The following is a 23,647-nucleotide window of genomic DNA, read 5'->3' as shown; positions in this document are numbered from 1 at the left end:
GGCTTTTTTTGTCTAATATTTATCCGTTAGCATCTAATCTTTTTCTAAAAAGATATAGTTTCACAAACAATAAATTAAGTATTTGACAATCAATTACTAAACCCAACAAACAGCTCCCCTTCTCTACAGGAGAAGGGGCTGGGGGATGAGGTTATACGGCTGATAACATCAATGCAGTTGTCTATCCCGTCAGTGCAGGAGCTAATAGTATTAATGCAGTCGCTCATCCCGTCAATGCAGGAGCTAATACTATAAATGCAGTCGCTTATCCCGTCAGTGCAGGAGTTAATAGTATAAATGCAGTCGCTTATCCCGTCAGTGCAGGAGCTAATAGTATAAATGCAGTCGCTTATCCCGTCAGTGCAGGAGCTAATAGTATAAATGCAGTCGCTCATCCCGTCAATGCAGGAGCTAATAGTATCAAAGCAGTCGCTTATTCCGTCAATGCAGGAGCAAATAGTATAAATGCAAAACGGTATATATATAAATAGCCAATGTCATGTAACAAGTATCATGGCATTGGCTATTTTTATAAAGCTAATAGTATGTTATACAATTCGTTTAAAAAGAATCCCTTTAACCTTTCCATACTCCATACTTCCTGTTCCAAAAGTCACTTTGATATAAGTCTTAACATCCAAAGCAATATCCACTAAACCAGTCTTAGGGGCATACAACAAAGTATTTCTATTACCACGTGCAATGTCTAAAGGCGTATGACTATTAATCACTGCATTGTTGGCATTGTTCAAATCAGTCGCCAAAGCTTTTAATGTAGTCACTTTTAAATCAGTTTCGTTAGGATTATACGCTGAATGAAAAGACACCAAAGAAATTAATGCGTTCAAATGCTCTATCATATAATCAAAACTCTGTTGCGAAGAAGAATTCGTTTTGGGCGTAGTTAATACACCATCTACCATAACAGGCTCAGGCTTTGCCGAAGCTCTTTGACCTTGAATTTTACGATTAATCCCCTTTGCATCTTCAACAACGGCATCCTCCACACCACAAATCGAAAAAGCCCCACAAACTTTGGTACTTAAAGGACGTAAATCAGCAAACAATTTCTTTCGGTGATTCACCGCATCATCATGTTCGGTAGTTAAATCATGAATAACAAGCATGATACTTTTAGCCTCCGCCAATAAAGCTTGCAATTGACCAAGCTTCAAAGCATCTCTGGAAGGATTATACGCCTCCCCAAAATTAGAACAATAAGAAATAAGGTTTTGGAAATTTGCAATGTTAACAGCATTGCCTGTGTCTTGTAGTGTTGACATGATTATATTGTTTAGGTTTGAAAAAACTATTGAGTAAATATCTTATAATTGCCCATTAGCACAAGCAATTAATAAGTTGTTGAACTTATATCAGTGGTGTATCAGCCTGAACAACAGACTGTTGATTTTAAATGTTAGGTAATTAAAATTAATAAAGAAATTTTAAAAAAATACAACTTTGCTCAGGAAAATTTTATTGGGTATATGGTAGGCTGACTTTGCAAAATCAGGATTTAGTAAATCTATTTTAAGACACCTTGATTTGGTATTCGCTATTCTTTTTTCAATTTTTAGTCAAATTTTGCTTAATATTATTACCTTATCTTAATCGCAGGAATGACAACAACTATCTTTAAAACTCAACCTAAACTTTTTATTATATCGCTCTCTTTATTGGGATTCATATTTTTTACGATGCTCTTTATATTAACAATTTCGGCTTTTAACGATACTATTAATATTGGATTTATCGTTTTTCCTCTCATCTTCTTAGGTTTTTCTTTAGGTTCACTATATTATTTTCTAAATATAAAAATCTTAAAATTAACAGCTAATAATCTTGAAATCAACTATTTATTCTTGCCAATTTCTCAACAATATGATTTTAAAGATATTATAAGTATCAGTCAAGAAAGTAAAAGGTTTTCTTCAAATGCTTTAAGCTCCTCATTAAAAGAGACCTATATTTACACCGATATTATCACTACAATAAAGCTTTCTGGAGGTAAAACAATTAAATTGAATAGTGTTGGGGCGTTAGATTTTAAAGTATTCTACAGAATCTTCAAACAATTAAAAAGAGGGGAAATAACAATTGATGCCCCAAAGAAAAGTTTTAAAAAATATCTAATAGATAATTTTGATGGGGTGTTTTGGGTACTTATATCACTCTTTATAACCATTGGTTTAAGTTTAAGTGTGTTAAATAAATAAAGCTTTTAAAAAGAGATTGGGTAAAGTCATTCTACTATATACCTTAATTGAAAATGAATCTATTGCCCAAACCAAACGAAAAGACTCTAAAGAGTTAATGTTTTATTGATTGAAACAATCCTAAAAGTAAAATCAACAATCCCGAAGGGATGAAAGGATTATAGAATAGGAAAAATGCAAAAACAAAAACCCTGAAAGGGTGATACAATGGGTTAGCCTTGTATCACCCTTTCAGGGTTTTGGGTATAATAATATCACTCTCTTTGCTATAATCCTTACATCCCTTCGGGATTAATAGATTTCTCAAAAATGACTCATTCCATTATGCGAAAGCAATCTTACGAAATTCTACTGTTTGAGCGAAGCGAGTTTAGAATTTCTTGATTTTCTTTTGTTACTTTTCTTGTATCAAGACAAGAAAAGTAAGGTCTGTCAGAGGGTAGTTATTGTTTTTAAAGGAAAAAGCAGAGAAGAAATAAAACACTTTCAACAAATAAACCATCAATTTATATGACCCCTACAGGGTCGAATAGTTCTTGTGTTTTTTTATGGCTATAAATATTTCATCCCTTCGGGATTGGATTCTTTCTTTAATTAAGATTGGGTTAAAACCCACCTATTGAAAATGAATCTATTTCCAAACCAAACGAAAAGACTCTAAAGAGTTAATGTTTTATCAATTGAAACAATCCTAAAAGTAATATCAAAATCCCGAAGGGATGAAAGGATTATAGAATAGGAAAATGTAAAAACAAAAACCCTGAAAGGGTGATACAATGGGTTAGCCTTGTATCACCCTTTCAGGGTTTTGGGAATAATATCACTCTCTTGGCTATAATCCTTACATCCCTTCGGGATTATATACTTTCTTTAATATCCTATTGGAAATGAATCTATTTCCCAGAATAAACGAAAAGACTCTGAAGTGTAAATGTTTTATTGATTGAAACAATCCTAAAAGTAAAATCAAAATCCCGAAGGGATGAAAGGATTATAGAATAGGAAAATGCAAAAACAAAAACCCTGAAAGGGTGATACAATGGGTTAGCCCTGTATCACCCTTTCAGGGTTTTGGGAATAATATTATGCTCTTCGCTATAATTCTGACATCCCTTCGGGATTAAAAAATTGCAAAAAAAAGCTTTGTCAACTTTTGAAAGTTGACAAAGCTAAATATCAATCCATCACTTATTTAATCTCAGTCACAAAAGCTTCTTTCGGTGTTCTTACTTTTTTAAGATTTACTAACCAGTCTTGAGCTTCGTCACGATAGCCTAATGGTAAAATCACTACACTTTTCAACCCTAATGCTTCTAAACCCAATAATTTATCTAATTCCGCAGGAACAAATCCTTCCATTGGCGTAGTATCTACTTTCTGCTCTGCCGCTGCTGCAATTGCCAAACCAAATGCAATATAAGCTTGTTTTGCTGCATGAGTAGCGTGCCATTCTTTACCAAGTGGCTCATACATACCCCAAAGTCTTTGCTTATACTCATCCATTCTATCAGCAGGTAATCCTCTTTCTGCTAAAGTTTTGGCAAATACTTTTTCGATTTTCTCTAATGAGTAACCATCCCAAGCAGCAAAAACCAATAGATGTGAAGCATCAGTAACTTGACTTTGATTCCAAGCAATTGCTTGTATTTTTTCTAACAGTGCTTTATCACTAATCACAAAGATTTCGTAAGGTTGTAATCCAGATGAAGATGGCGCTAACCTTGCAGCTTCAATGATATAATCTACTTTTTCTTGAGGAACAACATTCCCGTTCATTTTCTTCGTTGCATAACGCCACTCTAAAGCTTTTAATAATTCCATTTTGGTTTTTCCTTAAAATTTATGTTGTATTACTTAATCTACAACATGAACATTTGTAACTTTGTTACCAAAAGTAACGTGACAAAAAAGTAACTAAATGACAAATGATGGAAATTACAGGAAAAACCACCAAGAAAGAATGTGCCAAAACTATTATGGCAATACACGATGTGATGGATATATTAAGCGGAAAATGGAAGGTATCTATTATCGCTTGTTTGTGTTATCAGAAAAGAAGATATACTGATTTATTAAAAGAAATCAATGGAATTTCGGGGAAAGTACTAAGTAGAGAATTGAAAGATTTGGAGATGAATCAACTGATTACAAGGACAGTACAAAATACTCAACCAATTACTGTTGAATATGAAATTACAGAATACGGTGCAACATTAAGACAAGTGACAGATGTAATTGCCGATTGGGGTATTGAACATCGTAAGAGGATAATTGGTGGATAGCTTACTTGGCTTTTAGCTCTTTCATATTAAAGATTCAAGCACTTATGTAATTGTAAGTGAACGTATATTTATTTCCTCTAAAAACCTTTATTTTTGTAACATATAACCGCCTTATTTTCTAATGATTTGGCTTTACACAACATAAATACACTATAATGATTGCTTCGTCAAAGTTTTACTACAAATTATCAGTATTAACATGCTTTCTGCTTTGCTTTAGGACAACCTCATTTTCTCAAGATAAAATTGCACTTGGAGTTTCTGGCATGTATAATTTTCCACTTAATAGCGTAGGTGTTGGTTTAAGGGCTCAGATTCCTGTTATTCCAAGAGTTCAGTTAGTGCCACAGTTTAAATACGCTCCTCCTTTCAATACAATTCATGAATTATTTGCAGGTCTAAATATCAATTACATTGTCTTCAAAGGGAATGTCAGACGCAATGGTTTTAAGAAGGGAATGGAAGTAGAAAAGCCAACTATTTATTTAACAGGTGGCGTAGAATATAACCGTTGGATAAACTATATAGAAACCCAGCAACAAAACTCAAAACAAAATAATTTTCTTCCAGAAGTTGGTATTGGTACTTCGGTTGGAAATTATAGTGTTAGACTTTTCGGAGAAATAAAATATAATATTCGTTGGCAAGAAAGTTATGGAGAAATAGGTTTACTTATTTGCCCTGCCTATATCAAGAGTAAAAGAAAAGCAAGCTGCCCCATTTATTAATCCGTATAAACATCAAATATTTTTTACACAAACGATTATTCTAAAACAATACCTAAAATGAAAACACATACCTTTAAATTATCGACTATCATTGCTACCCTCTTGGTAATTCTTTCAGGATGTTCAAAAGAAAGATTCGACGCCATCAAGAAAGATGAAGTAATTCCTCCGCCTGTGGTTAAAGTAGAAGTTTTTCCTGCCGTAGATGAACAAGCAAAAAAGACTTCTATTGTTCCTGTAGAAACTACAAAAAAGAAAGTAAATAGCGCTGGTGATTTTTCGTTCACCACTAAAAAAGGAACTACGATTAAAGCGAATAAATATGATTTTATGCTTCCCAATGGCGATTGGGTTGACTATCCTGTAGATATTGAGATTCAAGAATTATATACACCCGCTGATATGATATTAAACAGGGTTTCTACGGTATCAAATGGTAAAATGCTCATAACTGGTGGACAAGTAAATATTTCGGTAAGTAAAGATGGAAAACCTTTAGTTTTAAATCCATACAATAACACATTCTCAATCAATATTCCAACGCCTGGTTATGCTGACCCTACCATGAAAGTATTTTATGGCAATGAGCAAAGTAATGGAACTGTAGATTGGCAACCAGCAGTAATGCAACAAGAACAACAGCAACCTGCCGACACTACCAAGAAAGATTCTATCGTTACAAAAATGTATTTTGAGGAAGGGCATTATAAAATTTTCCCTACACAAATTGGTTGGATTAATGTAGATAAATTCATGAATTCACCAGTAGAGAAAACCGTATTGAAATTTACTTCTAAAACACCAGCGATTGGTTCAATATTTATCTTCCTTTATTTTGATAAAATTAAATCTGTAATGGAAGTTTATAATGGTTCTGCAAAAGAAATTCCAGTTGGAGAACACATTAAATTAGTTTGTTATGCCGTCAGTGAAGATGAAAATCTCTTTTCATTCTTTAAAGATTTTAATGTAGCAGTTGACCAATCCATTGAAATACAATTAGAAAAAACCACCAAAGAAGAGTTTTTGAAGTATTTACAAGGTTTGTAAGTAATACTTTATCAATAGAAATTACTACCTGTAAAAGTTCTCAAGAAATAATTTTCTTGAGAACTTCATGTTTCTCACTCATAAATCGGTTTATCTCTAAACTTCAATCTTTCTCCACTTCTTTTTGAAAATACTGTTTTTATTTCAGCAATGATAGAAATGGCTATTTCCTCAGGAGTACTTGCACCAATATCTAAACCTACTGGCGAAGCAATTCTAGCAGCATCAATTTCTGAGATGGCTTTTCCTTCTTCAGCCAAAGCTTTATACATCTTTTCACTCCGTTTTTTAGGACCAAGTAAACCGATATAAGGAATTTCGGTTGTTAACAAATGTTGTAAATTATTAAAGTCTGTATTATAATCATGTGCCATCAATAAGGCAACGGTGTATTCATCAATACTTACTTCCGTTCCTTTTTCTTTTTCAATCACTGCATCTGCCCAATCAAAAAGTTTTTTCTGTACTTTTAAAGGATTACAAACTACACTTACCTTCCATCCTATCTCTTTCGCCAATTTCACCATTGGATAAATATCATAATTTCCTCCGTAAACAATCAGATGAACAGCTGGCAATAATACTTCTAAAAAAACCTGAACCTCTCCATTTTCAGTTTGATAAGTATTACTTTGCGATTTGCCAATGCTTAAACAAGTTTCGGCATCAGCACTAAGCGATTTTAAAAGCTCTGGAATTGGGAAATTTTCAGTAAAATATGCTGGAGAATTAAACAAGAAAGTATCACCCAAATTAACCAAAGGCTGATTCCCTTTTAATTTTGTAAAGGTGAATAAAATATTTTTTTTACGTGCATCTACACATTGCGTTAGGATTTGAACTGGATTCACAGCATTCGTGCTGTCTAAAGGTTTTAATAAAACATCAATAATGCCATTACAACCCAAACCTACTCCTATTTGATAGGGGTCATCGTCTGAAGTATCATAAGTAACAATCGTCGCTTTGTTTTGAGCCATCGCCAATCTTGCACGCTTCAAGGCATCTCCTTCTAAACAACCTCCACTAATTCCACCTACAAATTCACCAGTATCCGCAACCAACATCCTTGCTCCTGTTCTTCGGTAAGACGAACCTTCAACTCTTACCACTGTAGCTAAAGCAGCCTTATTGGTATTAAAATCTATTTGTTGATACGCTTCAAGAATTGTTTTTATTTCTTTCATTGTTAATTGAGAATATAGCTATTAGCATTCAGTCAACAGCTATCGGATTTATTTTTGTATCTAACTATTTTAGCTTAAAGCATACAGCCTATCGCCTAGAGCTATTTAAGCCCTCAATGTCTCCACAACTTCTTTCACATATTGTATCGTAAAATCAATTTCTTCCTGATTGGTAAATCTTCCCAAACTAAAACGAATAGAAGAATAGGCTAATTTATCAGAAACACCAATTGCTTTTAAAACATGAGAAGGTTCCACCGAAGCAGAAGTACAGGCTGAACCACTAGAAACAGCAATATCACGGAACGAAGAAAGTAATAATTCGCCATCAACGCCTTCAAAAGAAATATTTGTAACGTTTGGCAAACGATTACTCGTATTGCCATTTACTTTTGTTCCTTTAATCTGCGATAAAATTCCTTGTTCTAAACAATCTCTTAGTTTCGATAAAGCAGTTTTTTCGGTAAACAATTCAGCATCGGCAATTTCACAAGCTTTGCCCAAACCAACGATGGCAGGCACATTTAAAGTACCCGAACGGAAACCTCTTTCATGTTTTCCGCCATCCATTTGAGCAACCAAATCTTGATTCTTTAAGTTTCGATTGATGTACAAAGCACCAATGCCTTTTGGACCATAAAGTTTATGTCCTGACATACTCAATAAATCAATCTTAGCAGATTTTACATTAATCTGTACTTTTCCAACTGCCTGAGTGGCATCTGAATGGAAAAGTATTTTGTGTTTTTGGGCTAAAGTACCAATTGCCTCAATCTCTTGAATCGTACCAATTTCATTATTGGCATACATGATTGAAATCAAAAAAGTTTCAGGACGAATCGCATTTTCTATTTGTTCAATCGTTACACTACCAAATTCATCAGGTTGTAAATAAGTAATTTCAGCACCGAGTTTTTCAAGATGTAAACAAACATCCAATACTGCTTTATGCTCAGTTAATACTGTGATGATGTGATTTTTTTGGGGGAAAGTACTTTCAAATACTCCTTTCAAAGCCAAATTGTTGGCTTCGGTAGCTCCACTTGTAAAAACGATTTCTTTAGCATTGGCTTGAAGTAATTCAGCAATTTGTTCACGAGCAGTTTCAACAGCATCTTTGGCAGTCCAACCCAATAAATGCGAACGAGAAGCCGCATTCCCAAAATGTTCAGTAAAATATGGAAGCATAGCTTCTAAAACCCGTGGATCAACTGGGCTAGTAGCGTTATAATCTAAGTAAATTGGATATTTCATAACAAAAAAAGGTAAGCCAAAAGCTTACCTCGAAAGATACAAAATCTTATGGAATTATTTTCCTCCGAACAGTCCTCCTAACATTCCACCAATCCCTTCACTTGCACCTGAATTTCCACTCATGAATTTTCCTGCAATATTTTTTACATCATTCATATCAAACTGACCATCAGCAAAAGCACCAGTAATATCATTCAAATTAAATGAAGTATCGTTCGGGTCGTTGGTTTTAGTAATTAAAGAATTCATAACATTTGGTAAAACCTGTGATACAATGCCAGCCGCCGCCGTTTTATCTAAGCCAAATTTTTGCATTAAACTTGTAATAGCTTGTTGTGCGATATTCGCTACAATTGGGTTCGACATCAAAGTACTTGCATTTAAGCCCGTTTGTCCGCCTAATAAACTTGTTAAAGCTCCCAAACCACCAGCACCATTTTGTGCTTGACCTTTCAAACCATTAGTTACTGCACTCATAATAGTTTGCATCGCATCTTGATTTTTTTCGTTTGGTATAGCTGGATTTTTTACAATAGCTTGTTGAGAATGGTCTTGAATAAGACCCATTAATTGTTCTAACATCTGGAATTGTTTTTGTGAGTTTTTATGATTTTGAGTAAAAGTATAGACAGATTTTTCTAATTTCAAGAATTATTCAAAAAGAATCAGGAAATTCTAAATTAATCAATACAATGCTCGACACAAGCACAGATCAAAACGAAGTGAACACTATGAAAGAACAAATTCTACCACTAATTGAAGATTTACGATACCCAAGTGAATCTGACGAAGCTGTTGAATACTTTGAAATGGAATACACTACTGCTGAAAGTATTTCTGTACAAGAGTTTAAAATGTTTAATGGAATTGAACCCGACAAAGAAGTTGAAGCGATTGCTATCGAAGATTTCTTCGAACCATTAACCAGAGTTGAAGATTGGTTTGGCGAAGAAGAAAAAAAGTATGTTGACAATGCCATAAAATTACAAGCATTACTCACTGAAAAATTAACAGACATTCAAGTACTAAAAATCGGAGCAGTAGAAATTGACGTTTTTCTGTTTGGAATATATGAAGAAAACAAATGGATTGGCGTAAAAACAATTTTGATAGAAACATAGAAACAAAAAAAGAGCGATTCAGTGAATCGCTCTAATCTTTCTATTTTACTTTCGCTACTACCGCTTTGAACGCCTCTGGGTGGTTCATTGCTAAGTCAGCTAATACTTTTCTGTTTAACTCGATACCTTGTTTGTTTAATTTACCCATTAAAGCTGAGTAAGATAAACCTTCTTGACGTGCAGCAGCATTAATACGCTGAATCCATAAAGCACGGAAATCTCTTTTCTTAACCTTACGGTCACGGTAAGCATATTGAAGACCTTTTTCAATTTTGTTCTTCGCTACCGTCCAAACGTTTTTACCTCTTCCGTAAAAACCTTTAGCTAATTTGAGCACCTTTTTACGTCTTGCTCTCGACGCTACGTGATTGACGCTACGTGGCATAATCTTGGTTGTTTTTTGAAATATGGCGGTTAATGCTTAACACTTAATGAGCCAATTTTCTGGTTGAACAATAACTAAATTTTAATTTGTTTCAATTGAATGAATCGCAAGAAACGGGAATTACAATACTAACATTAACGTTACTCTGTCCATGTCAGCTGAACTTACTAAAGTATCGTGAACTAAGTTACGCTTACGTTTAGTAGATTTTTTTGTAAGAATGTGGCTGTGGAAAGCGTGCTTACGCTTGATTTTGCCTGATCCTGTAACCTTAAAGCGTTTTTTCGCTCCAGATTTGGTTTTAATTTTTGGCATTTTATTAAACGTTTTAAATGAAAAATATAAATTTTGTAAAATAGGTTGCAAAGATACGGAAAAATATGATAGACCATACTCCTAATTCAAATAAAATGAAGCACGAGAGTATTTTATTTGAAAGATTTTATCATTTAAGGTATAAATTCAAAGCCTAAGTTTGTAATTTTGATTAATGAAAAAAAATCGAAACATATCTCTTTATTTTCTATCTATTTTATTGTTAGTAAGTGCCTGTATTTCTGAATCAAAAAAAGGAATCAACATTCCTCCAGTTCCAGAAGTAACAGAAAAAGCTCGTAGAGAAGCCGCCATTGCTTTTTTAACAGATGCTATTGAAGCATCACCAAGTAGTTCAGAAAACTATTATAAGCGTTCATTACTCTATTTGGAAAATGAAAAAATAAGTGACGCCCTCGACGACATTAATACTGCTATCAGTATCAAACCCAACGTTGGTACTTACTTTCAAGCAAAAGCTTTAATTCTTAGAGCTTCCAATCAACCGGGATTGGCTCTTGAAGCCGCATCCAAAGCAGAAGTATTGAATGCTGAATCGCCAGAACTTTATACGCTTTTGGGCGATTTGTATCAGCAATTAAATATGTTTGAGAAGGCGAAAGCTTATTTAAGAAAGTCCTTACAAATTTCTCCCAACAATGGTGAAACATATTTCGTACAAGGAGAAATTTCAGCCAAAATGGCTGATACGGCTACTGCTTTAGGATATTTTCAGCAAACATTAAGTTTGAAACCTAGCTTTTTACCTGTTTACTTGAAATTGGCTCAAATTCACACAAACCTTCGTGAATATGATTTGGCTTTGCTTTATGCCAACAAAGGCTTAAGGTTTCATCCTAAAAACGGAAACTTATTTTTACAGAAAGGAAATACTTATCAAAAATCTTGGAAATTAGATAGCGCAATTCTTTGTTACAATAAAGCAATTACATTAGATAGTTCATTGATTGAAGCTAATTTTAACACAGGAATGATTTACTTTAAATCAAGAGCTTATCGTTTTGCCCTTCCATTTATTGAAAAAGCATTTCACCAAAATGCAAAGTATCCAGAAGTGAAATTTTTATATGCTCAATGTTTAGAATATACTGGCAATTTTGCCAAAGCAGAAACTTATTACAGTGAATTATTAGCCAGCAATAGTCAAGATTACAGAGCATTGAACGGAGTATATAGATCACAACACAAACAAAAGTATGGTGCTTATCCAACAGATTTGGATACAAAGTTTGACACAACTTCTTATCCGAGCTTTGAAACACCCGCTAGAAAAGTTGATACAACCAGTATTCGACCATTAAAACCCAAAGGAATTCTGAATAACTAAAAATACATTATCTTGTATTTTGTAGATGAAAGAGATACTTTTGACCCAATATTGCCAAAATATTACTCAACACAATTAAAACAAGCCGTTTGAGATTCCGTTTTGATGAGAAATGTTATTTGTAGAACATTTTCTTCCAAAACAAGGCTCAAAACAAACACAAACCCCATGATTAAAATTAAATTACCCGACGGTAATGTCAGAGAGTATGCTCAGGGAACAACTGGGATGGACATTGCCCTCAGCATTTCAGAAGGATTAGCCCGAAATGTTTTAGCAGCAAAAGTAAATGGTAAAGTAGTTGATGCTTCTTTGCCTATCAATGATGATTGCGATTTTCAATTACTGACATGGAATGATGCCGATGGTAAATCTACTTTTTGGCATTCGTCAGCGCACTTATTAGCAGAGGCTATTGAAGCCTTGCATCCAGGAACAAAATTCGGTATCGGTCCAGCCATCGAAACTGGTTTTTATTACGATATTGACATGGGTGAAAAAGCACTTAGTGCTGATGAGTTTAAGAAAATTGAAGATAAAATGTTGGAATTGGCTCGTCAGAAAAACCAATATCAACGTTCTGAAGTTTCTAAGGCTGATGCCATTCAATACTTCACTGAAAAAGGTGATGAATACAAACTTGAATTGTTAGAAGGTTTGGAAGATGGTTCAATCACTTTTTATCAGCAAGGGAATTTTACAGACTTATGCCGTGGGCCACACATTCCGAACACTGGTTTTATCAAAGCGGTAAAATTAATGTCGGTAGCAGGTGCCTATTGGAGAGGTGATACTTCTCGTAAACAAATGACACGTGTTTATGCGGTTACTTTCCCTAAACAAAAAGAATTAGACGAATACTTAACTTTATTAGAAGAAGCCAAACGCCGTGACCACCGTAAATTGGGAAAAGAATTAGAACTTTTCGCTTTTTCTGAAAAAGTAGGTATGGGTTTACCTTTGTGGTTACCAAAAGGCACAATGTTGCGTGAACGTTTAGAGAATTTCTTGCGTAGAGCCCAAGTGCGTGCAGGTTATTCGCCCGTAATTACGCCACATATTGCTTCTAAAGAATTATATATTACTTCTGGTCACTATGCGAAGTATGGTGCGGATTCATTCCAACCCATTCTTACTCCAGATGAAGGTGAAGAATTTTTCTTGAAACCAATGAACTGCCCTCATCACTGTGAAATTTATAAGACAAAACCTCGTAGTTACAGAGATTTGCCTTTGCGTTTAGCAGAATTTGGAACAGTTTATCGTTACGAACAATCTGGAGAATTACATGGTTTAACACGTGTACGTGGTTTTACACAAGATGATGCTCATATTTTCTGTCGTCCAGACCAAGTAGAAGACGAGTTCATGAAAGTAATTGATTTGGTTTTGTATGTATTCAAAGCTTTAGGTTTTGATAATTACTCGGCACAAATTTCATTACGTGACCCAGAAAATAAAGAAAAGTATATCGGTAAAGACGAAGATTGGGATAAAGCCGAAGCTGCGATTATTAAATCTGCGGCTGCCAAAGGCTTACCAACTGTAGTAGAATTAGGCGAAGCAGCATTCTATGGACCAAAGCTAGACTTCATGGTAAAAGATGCTTTAGGACGTAAATGGCAGTTAGGTACAATTCAAGTCGATTATCAATTACCACAACGTTTTGAATTAGAATATACAGGTTCAGACAACCAAAAACATCGCCCAGTGATGATTCATAGAGCGCCATTTGGTTCACTAGAACGTTTTGTAGCAATTTTAATTGAAAACACTGCTGGAAACTTCCCTCTTTGGTTATCACCAGAGCAATTGGCAGTATTGCCCATCTCTGAAAAATACGAGGATTATGCCAACGAAATTTTCTTGCGTTTACAAGAAAACGATTTGCGTGGCTATATTGACCATAGAGATGAAAAGATTGGTCGTAAAATCCGTGATGCAGAAGTTAATAAATTACCATTCATGCTGATTGTTGGTGAAAAAGAATCGGAACAAGGGATGGTTTCAGTCCGCAAAAAAGGTGAAGGTGATTTAGGAATGATGTCAATCGACCAGTTTATTAGCCTCATGCAAGGAGAAATAAATAAAAATATTGTACGATTCAAGGAATAAGAACTAAAAATTAAACTTGCATTTTTTTATTTTTTGAATTAGCTTTCGGAAGATTCGTAATTAAAGGGTTAATTTGTAACCTTTTATACGAATTTTCCGTTAAATTAGCATTGGCAGTTCAATTTTGAGTTCTCAAACCTGCTATTGTATCATTTTAAAACAAATCATTTAGATAATATGGCGTTACGCCCGAATAACAATTTTAGAAATAATCGTAGAGAAGAAGAGCCTTACAGAATAAATGGTCTCATCAAAGGAGTACAAAATGTACGTTTAGTTGGTGAAAACGTTGAGCAAGGCATCATGGACATAAAGCAAGCCTTGGCTATCGCTGTTCAGCAAGGTTTGGATTTGGTAGAAATCTCACCAAAAGCAGATCCTCCCGTTTGTCGTGTTACAGATTACGCTAAGTTCAAATACGAACAAAAGAAAAAACAAAAAGAAATTAAAGCAAACGCTGCAAAAACAGTATTGAAAGAAATTCGTTTCTCGCCTAATACTGATGACCACGATTTTAATTTCAAATTAAAACATGCCATCAACTTCTTGAAAGAAGGTGCAAAAGTAAAAGCTTATGTACACTTTGTTGGTCGTTCAATCGTATTCAAAGAAAGAGGAGAAATCTTATTACTAAACTTTGCAAAAGGTTTGGAAGAAGTAGGAAAAGCCGATGAACTACCTCGTTTAGAAGGAAAAAGAATGTCAATTATGTTTTCTCCAAAAGAAAAGAAGAAATAAAATTGACCAATAGGCGTTACAAACTCAATTAAGTACCGCTTACATCTTGTGAAATTTAAATTCATCAAATATCTAATTCCCTTTATTTTCCTAAGTTTAGGATTAAAGGGAATTTTATGTTCTAAGGAATTCCAACAAGCTAGTTCTTCAAAAGTTACCAAATTTAAACTTCCTACCCGAAGTACACATTCTGATTCTCCAGATGTAGTTGATGATTTTGTAGCCACTAATCATTTTAATTCTGAGGAATCCGATGATAATGATGATGAAGATTTTTACACCTTATGGTTCTCGAAAACAAGTAAAGATGCACATCATGTTTACATTAATCACATCAGTGAAAACTATGTATTCAGTCATCAATTAATACTCAATTATCTTCCTAAAATATATTTACAAATCAGAGTACTTCGTCTTTGATTTCCTTCCTTTATTTTAAAAATAATATAATGATTTTGTAGGATAGTCTAATTACTGTCTTGCCTAATCTTATGCTTATTATTTTATCAATTTCATTAGAAGCTAAATGTACTTCTAATGCACAATACCGTGTTGTATTCTCTTTTTCTCTCATTATAATATCACTAAAATGAAACGTTTATGGATTATTCTGCTGTCTTTGACTTGCTTCAAGACATTCTCGCAGGATACTTTGAAACTTGCTTTAAACGACGTAGAGGCAATTTTCTTAAAAAACAACGCACTTTTATTGGCTCAAAAGTATAATATCGAAGCCTCTAAAGCCCAAATTATTCAAGCTAAGTTGTGGGACAACCCAACTTTTTCGGGAGAACAGCAAATCTATAATCAAGAAACAAAAACGCCTCTCCCACTCGGAAATATGGGACAAAGAGCATTTCAAATTCAGCAACTTTTTTTGTTAGCAGGGAAACGTAACAGGCAGATTGAGTTAGCGAAAATCAATACTGAAGCTAGCGAATACAATTATTATGATTTACTGAGAACTTTAGCGATTGAATTAAGAACTAATTTTTATGATACTTTCTTCATTATAAAATCTGTAGCGATGTATGATGAGGAAATTCTGACATTTCAGAAACTGCTAGTTGCTTATGAAGAACAATATGGCAAAGGCAATATTCCTTTGAAAGAAGTAATTCGTTTAAAAGCCTTTTTATTCTCATTGAAAAAAGAACAAAATGAGCTTCGCCAACAGATTATCGAAAAACAAGGCATTTTAAGGACATTGCTCAATACGAAAGAGACTTCTTTTATTGCTCCAAAAATTGATGAAAAAGCATTAGATAGTCTTGGCATTAATCATTTAAAACTAGAACAATTAACAGCAACGGCTTTTGAAAATCGCTATGATTTAAAAATGCAAGATGCTTCTGTACGCTACGAAAAAGAAAATTTGCTTTTACAAAAAGCGATGGCTACGCCTGATCTTAGACTTGGCTATTCTTATGATCGCAACGGAAGTTTCATTCCAAACTATCACGCTATTACTTTACAGATAGACCTTCCTGTTTTCAATAAAAACCAAGGAAATATCAAAACATCATCTTTCAGGATTGAGGCTGCTCAAAAAACGTTGGAACAAGCGCAAACAAGTTTACAAAATGATGTACTCAGGGCTTTTATGAAAGTACAAGAGAATAATCGCTTGGCACAAAGTATTGATAGTAAATTCATTGGAAGTTTCGATACATTGATTGAAGGAGCTGTAGCTAGTTATCAGAAAAGAAATATTTCTTTAATTGAATTTGTAGATTTTGTTGAATCATACAAAACTTCGGTTGTAGAGCTCAATGCTCTAAAAAGTGATAGAATGCGTTCAATCGAAGAACTCAACTTTGTTGTTGGGAAAAAAGTACTTTAAGAACCACTATTTTTTTGCTAAAATTAAAACACTATTTCACGTACATCATGAAAAAGAATAAAATCATTATAGGCTTTCTCTTGGCTACTTGCCTAGCTTGTCAATCAAAAAAAGAAGAGACAAAGACAGATAATTCAGAGGAATTCGTTCTTTCGGATAAACTTCGTAAGGAATTGGTTCTAGCACCAGCCGTTGTTGAAAATATTTCAAGTGAATTACAATTGACTGGAAAGCTTGCGCCATTTGAGGAAAAACAAGTAAAAGTTTCACCTTTGGTAGATGGTGTAATTGAAAAAATTTCTGTTACACTCGGCGATTATGTTAGAAAAGGACAATCTATGGCAATTATTCATAGTTCTGAAGTTGCTGATGTTGAAAACCAAATTGTAGGCGCAAAGTCTGATTTTCTGACAGCACAAAAAAACTTACAAGTACAACAAGACTTGTATAAATCAGGTTTAACTTCTGAAAAAGACATTACAATCGCTCAAAATGAACTTTTGAAAGCAGAAGGAACCTTGAGAAGAGCCAACGAAATCTCAGGCATCTATGGTGTAAAAAATTCATTTTATACTGTAAAAGCTCCAATAGATGGTTATATCGTAGATGTGAACAGAAATATTTCAGAAAAAATGGCATATCGTGAAGGCGACATTGGTCCATTCTTTTCGGTGGCTGACCTTTCTACCGTACAAATCATTGCCAATGTCTATGAATCTGACATAGCTAAAATCAAAGTGGGCTATCAAGCATCCATTAGATTAGTAGCTTATCCAGACAGAGTTTTTCAAGGAAAAATTGATAAAATCAACAATGTTCTTGACCCACAAACAAGAACGATGCAAGTACGAATCAACTTACCCAATCCTGAAAAAATCCTAAAACCAGAAATGTTCGCAAAAGTAACTGTGAGCTATTCTGACAATCAAAAAATTGTATCAATTCCTTCCGAATCTATCATTTTCGATAAAGATAGAAATTTTGTAATCGTCTATAAAAATGCTAAAGAGGTAGAAGCCAGAAGAGTACAAGTAGCAAAAGTATTAGACAACAAAGCTTTTGTATTCAACGGCCTAGCTGAAGGAGAAAAAGTAGTAGTAAAAAATCAATTAATGATCTATAATGCCTTAAATAATTAAGGAATCGATACAATGAAGACACTATTGGCTTTATCGCTTAAATTCAAATTTGCCGTATTTTTTTTCACGGCTGTTATCGTTGTTGGAGGTATTTTTAGTTTTATCAATACTCCCATAGATGCTTTTCCTGATGTTACCAACACCCAAGTAACTATCATTACTCAGTGGCAAGGGCGAAGTGCAGAGGAAATAGAAAAGTTTGTAACTGCTCCACTCGAAATTTCAATGAATGGAGTACAGAAAAAAACGACTGTTCGCTCAACAACACTTTTCGGTTTATCGGTTGTCGTTGTAATGTTTGATGATGGCGTTGATAATAATTTTGCTAGAATTCAAATCAATAATGCCTTACAAGGATTAAGCCTTCCTGATGGCGTCGAACCTGAAATTCAACCTCCTTATGGGCCAACGGGTGAAATTTTCAGATATACATTAGATTCCAAATCCTTGAGTGCCAGAAAACTGAAAGAAATTCAGGACTGGGTAGTTGACAGAAATTTAAGGTCAGTTCCGGGCGTTGCTGATATTGTAAGTTTTGGCGGAGAAGTAAAAACTTATGAAATAAGTGTAAATCCGAATCTATTACAAGCGTATAATATTACACCGTTAGATGTTTTTCAAGCGGTTCAAAAAAGTAATATTAACGTTGGTGGCGATGTTATCACTAAAAACAATCAAGCTTATGTTGTACGAGGAATTGGTTTACTAGCCAAAATCTCTGACATCGAAAATATCTTGGTTGAAAATATTAACGGTGTTCCAGTTTATGTGAAAACTGTTGCGACTGTTAACGAATCAGCTTTACCCAAATTAGGACAAGTAGGACGTGGACAAAATAATGATGCCGTTGAAGGAATTGTTGTCATGCGAAAAGGCGAAGACCCTTCGGCAGTTATCAAAAGTTTGAATGAAAAAGTTGAAGAATTGAATACTAAAATTCTTCCAGTTGACATCAACATTAAGGCTTTTTATAATCGTCAAACCTTACTTGATTTCTGTATTGAAACAGTTTCTCATAATTTAATGGAAGGAATTGTTCTAGTTACTTTAATGGTACTTATCTTTTTGGCTGACTGGCGAGCATCCTTGATTGTGGCGATGATTATTCCATTAGCATTACTTTTTGCCTTTACTTGTTTGAAATTAATGGGAATGTCTGTGAATTTACTTTCACTAGGAGCCGTTGATTTCGGGATTATCATTGATGGAACTGTCGTCGTTGTAGAAGGATTGATTGTGGTACTTTCCCATAAAGCCCACGAAGTTGGTATGGAACGTTTTAATAAATTAGCTAAATTATCGCTGATTAAACGTACTGGTACTTCAATGGGTAAAGCTATTTTTACTTCTAAAGTAATTATTTTGGTTGCCCTTTTGCCGATTTTTGCTTTTCAAAAAGTAGAAGGAAAAATGTTTACACCTTTGGCTTGGACATTGGGTGCTGCCTTGTTGGGTGCTTTGATTTTTACGCTGACACTTGTTCCTGTAATGGTGAGTATTTTGATGAATAAGAACGTTAAAGAAAAATCTAATTTCTTTGTCGATGCTATTCTAAAATACTCAATGAAACTGTTTAATTACTGTTTTTCTCATCAAAAGAAAACCTTTATTATTACAGCAATCACAACCATAGTTGGTTTATGGACACTCACAATTCATGGAACGGAGTTCCTTCCACAATTGAACGAAGGCTCTATTTATGTAAGAGCCACCATGCCAAGAAGTATCAGTTTGAATGAATCTGTTCGTTATGCAAACGATATGCGTAAAGTATTTGAAGGTTTTCCAGAAGTTCGACAAGTAATGTCACAAGCTGGGCGACCAAATGATGGTACTGACCCAACAGGTTTTTATAATGTTGAATTTCACGTTGATATTTATCCGCAAAAAGAATGGAAAAGTGGTTTAACAAAAGCCCAATTAATTGAGCAAATGCAAAAGAAATTAGACGTATTCCAAGGAGTAAGTCTTGGTTTTTCTCAGCCAATTATGGACAATGTTGAAGAAGCAGTTTCTGGTGTAAAAGGCTCTATTGCAGTAAAAATCTATGGTCAAGATTTTGAGTACTTAGAAAAAGAAGCAGAAAAAGTAAACGATGTTTTGAAAAAAATTGAAGGTATTGAAGATTTAGGAATCATCAAAAACTTAGGACAGCCTGAATTACGCATCGAACTTGACCAACAAAAAATGGACTTATACGGTGTTCAAGCCGCAGATGCAGAGGCGGTTGTGTCAATGGCAATTGGTGGACAAACGGCAAGTCAATTATTTGAAGGCGAACGTAAATTTGATATTAGAATTCGTTTTCAACCAGAATATCGTAAATCAGAAGCTGAAATTGGCGACTTGATGGTACCAACAATGAACGGAACAAAAATTCCAATCAAAGAAATTGCTACTATTCGTACTTTGACTGGACCAAGTTTGATTTTCAGAGAAGATACAAAACGTTTTATCGCCGTGAAATTCTCAGTACGTGGTCGTGATATGGGAAGTACCATCGAAGAAGCACAAAAAGAAGTGAACAAGGTAGTACATTCCTTACCTAAAGGTTATGAAATGAAATGGAAAGGTGATTTTGAAAACCAACAAAGAGCCTCAAAACGTTTGGCTCAAGTAGTTCCAATTTCAATGCTTACGATTTTCTTTATCCTTTATTTAATGTTTGGTAGTTTGAAAGATGCCGGTTTGGTGTTTACGAATGTACCTTTTGCCATCATTGGTGGTTCTTTAGCACTTTTAATTACTGGTACAAATTTTAGTATTTCGGCAGGAATTGGCTTTATTGCGCTCTTCGGTATTTGTATTCAAAATGGTGTTATCATGATTGAAGTATTTAAAGATAATCTTCATCGAAAATTATCACTTCATGAATCCATAATGCAAGGAGTCCAGTCGAGAGTAAGACCAGTAATGATGACTGCTTTGATGGGAATTTTTGGGATGTTGCCAGCAGCTACTTCTTCAGGAATTGGTTCGGAATCACAAAAACCTTTAGCGATTGTGGTAATCGGCGGAATGATTGGAGCAACGATTCTAACATTATTTATCTTTCCATTATTTTACGAAAGAGTATATCGTAATAAATAGAATTGCTTGGTAAAAATTTGGTGGTTAATTATTCTGCTACAATATTATTTTTCTATAAAAACTGTTTTTTTGAAATATTTTCTTTTGAAAAACGAATAGAATATAACTACTTTTGTATCAAATAATTAACCACTAAAAAATAAAACATACCAATGAAAAAAATGTACTATTTCGTGCTTTTTTTAATTCTATTAAAAGCTATCGAAGTATTAGCCCACTAAACGCTAGCAAATCTGTAAAACACTCCTAAAGGAAGTTTTTTGTTAAAATCATCTTGTAGATATAATTCACCAAATTCATGATTTTGAGTTTGGCTAAAAGAACATTTGACTAAATTTTCAACAATTAATGAAGAGAAGCCCATCGAATACATATTCAAGATTAAGAAGTAATTTTCTTTATCAAGAATTTGTGCTACAGTTTTCAATAATTCATTGATTTGTTCTTCTAAAATCCACTTTTCGCCATCTGGTCCACGACCATAAGCGGGTGGATCTAAAATAATTCCTTGATAAATATTACCACGCTTGGCTTCACGCTTTACAAATTTAAGCGCATCTTCAACAACCCAACGTATATTCTCTAAGTTACTAGCTTCCATGTTTTCTCTCGACCATGAAATTACTTGTTTGATAGAATCAACATGAGTAATATCTGCTCCAGCTTGTTTAGCAGCAATTGAAGCACCACCCGTGTAAGCAAATATATTGAGTACTTTCGGGTTTTTAACAGGAAGTTTCTTCACTTTATCCATGATAAATTCCCAGTTTGAAGCTTGTTCAGGAAATATACCAACATGTTTGAAAGAAGAAAGTGCTAACTTAAAATTCAAATCTAAAGCATCTGTTTTATAAGGCATAAACCAACGCTCTTCCATTCCTTTTTTTAAAATCCACTCTCCTTTTTCTTGCGAACCTTTATCTTTTTTAAAAGTAGCGTTTGCCGTTCTCTCCCATTCTGCTTCTGGCATCGATTTATCCCAAGCAGCTTGTGGCTCTGGACGGCGCAAAATGTATTTACCAAATTTCTCTAATTTCTCAAAACCTCCAGAATCTATCAATTGGTATTCTTTCCAGTTTTGTGGGGTTTCAAGTTTAATAATTTCTTGTTGCATAATGTAATGTCTATGAAATCTGTAATGATTTTTTCATCCATAAAAAAAGCGGTATCCCTAGATACCGCTGCAAGTTACTCAAAAGCCTTTGTTTGAACTAAAATGAAATCTTATTCATGTAAAATACATTTCTTCTTCCACCTTCATTATCATTCGTAATTCGCTGATAACCAGAAGCAATGAAATAGTTTTTATACCAATAATCAATTGCATCAGAAGTTGTTTGTTTTACCTTATCTCCTTCTAACTGAGTGGCTACTTTAGCACTTTGTGTATCTTCAAGTACTTTGTCGCCTTTGATGATTTTAGTGAAAATTTGCCCTTTGTTGCTGTATGAAAGTGTAATTTCATCTCCTTTTACAGATGCTTTTACTTTTTCACTTAGCTTTTGTTCTTTTACATCCTTCATTTCGATGCTGTTATCCCAAAGTAAATTCCCTTTTTCATCAAAAGCAGCTACAATTGCATGAGTATAAATCCAACCGTCAAAAGTCTGTTGGTTTCCATAATATCTGTTTCCCCAACCCCACGGACTATAATATGAACTAAATGGCGAATACAAACCATAATAACCATAGCCCCAACGATAAGGATTATAAAACGAACTATATGGACTACCAAAACCATTATAAGTACCAAATGGGCTATAATTATTATAACGATAATCTGCATAAAAAGCCTCAGCAACCATGATATACTTATCGTCTTGTTTGATGATGTCGTGAACTAACAAACGATAATCTAAACGTAAATCTTCTCCTTTTTCTTTCTTATCCTGAATTTTCTTTTCTTGCTTTTCCTTTTGGCGTTCGCCCATGAAATTGAAGAAGTTCTTGAATTCAGTAAAACTATGGAATTTTAAATCGGTAATTTCATTGTCGAGCAACTTAGAAAAGTAAATTCCTTGTGAAGTTGGTCCACGAGATGAACCAATTGAATTTTTATGTCCATAAGTACCAAACATTACTTCGGTAGAATCTGAAACTAAATTCAATTTCCCATTCATCATGGCAAATTCATTTTCTGGATTCATCACTACTTGCGAAATTTGCTTGCCGTCTTCATCAAACGATTTTACAACCAATTGATAGTTTTTACCTCTTGTTCCTACTGCATAAGTAACATTGACGATAGCAGTACTGGTATCCAATTCCATTGATTGAATCTCAGCTTGGCTTTTCAAAGCACTTGGTAATACTTTTGTTTTGCGTTCTACAAGATTTGTAAATAAAATTACGGGTTGATTATTCACCATTCCTGCAATAAAAATAGAAGCATTGATTGCCTGAAAATCAGAAACTTCCATTCTATCAACTGACATGATTTGGTATTTCTCAATAAAACCTGGTCCAATATTTACTTTAACTACTTCATAAACATTACTTCTGTAGCGGCTAAAAAGTAAGTACAAATTTTTACCATCATAACAATGTTTTACATAATCCAAACTTCCGTCAATAGTACCATTTATCGACCAAATTTGGTCTAAATTTGTATCAAATCTAGTAAGTGTAAAATTGGTTTTACTTAACTGAGTAAGTACCAAAACGCCTTGTTCATTGATTGGAATGGTGAAAAGTTCGGAATTGCTTGAAGGCAAAGGGATTTCAACTCTTTTCACGCTTTGGGCTTGAGAGAATTGAAAACAGCATGTCATCAATACAAAAAAAGTAATACTTTTAACGACGGTTTTCATATTTTAAAATTAAATGTTTGAGCTTG

General features: G+C 34.1%; 21 protein-coding genes. 12 read left to right on the top strand and 9 right to left on the bottom strand.

What is annotated here, in order from left to right:
• Positions 1 to 548: 548 nt before the first annotated feature.
• Positions 549 to 1,283: a hypothetical protein gene (locus ABID42_RS10625; protein WP_367283649.1), complete on the bottom strand. Its 735-nt coding sequence runs from the start codon at positions 1,281 to 1,283 to the stop codon at positions 549 to 551.
• A gap of 336 nt (positions 1,284 to 1,619) precedes the next feature.
• Between ABID42_RS10625 and ABID42_RS10620 the strand changes: the two genes are divergently transcribed.
• Positions 1,620 to 2,216, top strand: a complete 597-nt coding sequence (locus ABID42_RS10620) for a hypothetical protein (RefSeq protein WP_367283648.1) — start codon at positions 1,620 to 1,622, stop codon at positions 2,214 to 2,216.
• Positions 2,217 to 3,404: 1,188 nt separating this feature from the next.
• Here ABID42_RS10620 and ABID42_RS10615 read toward each other — a convergent pair.
• Positions 3,405 to 4,037 (bottom strand): nitroreductase family protein, encoded by a 633-nt coding sequence (locus tag ABID42_RS10615; RefSeq protein WP_367283647.1) that lies wholly within the window; start codon positions 4,035 to 4,037, stop codon positions 3,405 to 3,407.
• A 104-nt stretch (positions 4,038 to 4,141) separates the two neighbouring features.
• On the opposite strand from ABID42_RS10615, the gene ABID42_RS10610 reads away from it, so the two are divergent.
• The 3 genes from ABID42_RS10610 to ABID42_RS10600 all read left to right on the top strand — a co-directional run bounded on the left by ABID42_RS10610 (position 4,142) and on the right by ABID42_RS10600 (position 6,276).
• Entirely contained in the window at positions 4,142 to 4,498 is a 357-nt protein-coding gene (locus ABID42_RS10610) for a winged helix-turn-helix transcriptional regulator (protein ID WP_367283646.1), read from the top strand.
• Between the two features lie 266 nt (positions 4,499 to 4,764).
• Positions 4,765 to 5,226: a hypothetical protein gene (locus ABID42_RS10605; RefSeq protein ID WP_367283645.1), complete on the top strand. Its 462-nt coding sequence runs from the start codon at positions 4,765 to 4,767 to the stop codon at positions 5,224 to 5,226.
• A gap of 57 nt (positions 5,227 to 5,283) precedes the next feature.
• A complete protein-coding gene (locus ABID42_RS10600) occupies positions 5,284 to 6,276 on the top strand; it encodes a hypothetical protein (protein WP_367283644.1) in 993 nt (330 codons plus the stop codon).
• 74 nt (positions 6,277 to 6,350) lie between these two features.
• On the opposite strand, the gene ABID42_RS10595 is transcribed toward ABID42_RS10600, so the two are convergent.
• The 3 genes from ABID42_RS10595 to ABID42_RS10585 form a co-directional block, all read right to left on the bottom strand.
• The gene (locus ABID42_RS10595) at positions 6,351 to 7,463 is read right to left on the bottom strand and encodes an XdhC family protein (RefSeq protein WP_367283643.1); all 1,113 of its coding nucleotides are present in this window, start codon (positions 7,461 to 7,463) and stop codon (positions 6,351 to 6,353) included.
• Positions 7,464 to 7,568: 105 nt separating this feature from the next.
• Positions 7,569 to 8,717: a cysteine desulfurase family protein gene (locus ABID42_RS10590; protein WP_367283642.1), complete on the bottom strand. Its 1,149-nt coding sequence runs from the start codon at positions 8,715 to 8,717 to the stop codon at positions 7,569 to 7,571.
• A 54-nt stretch (positions 8,718 to 8,771) separates the two neighbouring features.
• On the bottom strand, positions 8,772 to 9,299 hold the full coding sequence (locus tag ABID42_RS10585; RefSeq protein ID WP_367283641.1) for a DUF937 domain-containing protein: 528 nt from the start codon (positions 9,297 to 9,299) through the stop codon (positions 8,772 to 8,774).
• Positions 9,300 to 9,448: 149 nt separating this feature from the next.
• Between ABID42_RS10585 and ABID42_RS10580 the strand changes: the two genes are divergently transcribed.
• Positions 9,449 to 9,838, top strand: a complete 390-nt coding sequence (locus ABID42_RS10580; protein WP_367283640.1) for a nuclease A inhibitor family protein — start codon at positions 9,449 to 9,451, stop codon at positions 9,836 to 9,838.
• A 40-nt stretch (positions 9,839 to 9,878) separates the two neighbouring features.
• On the opposite strand, the gene rplT is transcribed toward ABID42_RS10580, so the two are convergent.
• A complete protein-coding gene (gene rplT / locus ABID42_RS10575) occupies positions 9,879 to 10,223 on the bottom strand; it encodes a 50S ribosomal protein L20 (RefSeq protein WP_184136617.1) in 345 nt (114 codons plus the stop codon).
• Between the two features lie 120 nt (positions 10,224 to 10,343).
• Positions 10,344 to 10,538: a 50S ribosomal protein L35 gene (gene rpmI / locus ABID42_RS10570; protein ID WP_323258837.1), complete on the bottom strand. Its 195-nt coding sequence runs from the start codon at positions 10,536 to 10,538 to the stop codon at positions 10,344 to 10,346.
• Positions 10,539 to 10,713: 175 nt separating this feature from the next.
• On the opposite strand from rpmI, the gene ABID42_RS10565 reads away from it, so the two are divergent.
• From ABID42_RS10565 to ABID42_RS10535, 7 genes are all read left to right on the top strand, one after another.
• Complete coding sequence (locus ABID42_RS10565) at positions 10,714 to 11,886, top strand: tetratricopeptide repeat protein (RefSeq protein ID WP_367283639.1); 1,173 nt, start codon at positions 10,714 to 10,716, stop codon at positions 11,884 to 11,886.
• Between the two features lie 168 nt (positions 11,887 to 12,054).
• A complete protein-coding gene (gene thrS, locus ABID42_RS10560; protein ID WP_367283638.1) occupies positions 12,055 to 14,001 on the top strand; it encodes a threonine--tRNA ligase in 1,947 nt (648 codons plus the stop codon).
• Between the two features lie 177 nt (positions 14,002 to 14,178).
• Positions 14,179 to 14,739 (top strand): translation initiation factor IF-3, encoded by a 561-nt coding sequence (gene infC / locus ABID42_RS10555; RefSeq protein WP_184136626.1) that lies wholly within the window; start codon positions 14,179 to 14,181, stop codon positions 14,737 to 14,739.
• Between the two features lie 48 nt (positions 14,740 to 14,787).
• Entirely contained in the window at positions 14,788 to 15,159 is a 372-nt protein-coding gene (locus tag ABID42_RS10550) for a hypothetical protein (RefSeq protein WP_323258834.1), read from the top strand.
• Positions 15,160 to 15,328: 169 nt separating this feature from the next.
• Positions 15,329 to 16,582 (top strand): TolC family protein, encoded by a 1,254-nt coding sequence (locus ABID42_RS10545; protein ID WP_367283637.1) that lies wholly within the window; start codon positions 15,329 to 15,331, stop codon positions 16,580 to 16,582.
• A gap of 47 nt (positions 16,583 to 16,629) precedes the next feature.
• Positions 16,630 to 17,721 carry an efflux RND transporter periplasmic adaptor subunit gene (locus tag ABID42_RS10540; RefSeq protein WP_367283636.1) on the top strand — a complete coding sequence of 364 codons (1,092 nt, stop codon included), beginning with the start codon at positions 16,630 to 16,632 and terminating at the stop codon, positions 17,719 to 17,721.
• A gap of 12 nt (positions 17,722 to 17,733) precedes the next feature.
• On the top strand, positions 17,734 to 20,811 hold the full coding sequence (locus ABID42_RS10535) for an efflux RND transporter permease subunit (RefSeq protein WP_367283635.1): 3,078 nt from the start codon (positions 17,734 to 17,736) through the stop codon (positions 20,809 to 20,811).
• 217 nt (positions 20,812 to 21,028) lie between these two features.
• On the opposite strand, the gene ABID42_RS10530 is transcribed toward ABID42_RS10535, so the two are convergent.
• Both ABID42_RS10530 and ABID42_RS10525 read right to left on the bottom strand, forming a co-directional pair.
• Entirely contained in the window at positions 21,029 to 21,925 is an 897-nt protein-coding gene (locus ABID42_RS10530) for an RsmD family RNA methyltransferase (RefSeq protein ID WP_323258830.1), read from the bottom strand.
• A gap of 97 nt (positions 21,926 to 22,022) precedes the next feature.
• Positions 22,023 to 23,621, bottom strand: coding sequence for a hypothetical protein (locus ABID42_RS10525; protein WP_367283634.1), 1,599 nt, complete (start codon positions 23,619 to 23,621; stop codon positions 22,023 to 22,025).
• Between the last annotated feature and the right edge of the window lie 26 nt (positions 23,622 to 23,647).

It is taken from the genome of Arcicella rosea (assembly GCF_040543805.1).
GTDB classification, from domain to species: domain Bacteria; phylum Bacteroidota; class Bacteroidia; order Cytophagales; family Spirosomataceae; genus Arcicella; species Arcicella rosea.
Note: the sequence above shows the minus strand (reverse complement) of the source record. Positions and strands in the feature narration are given on the sequence as shown.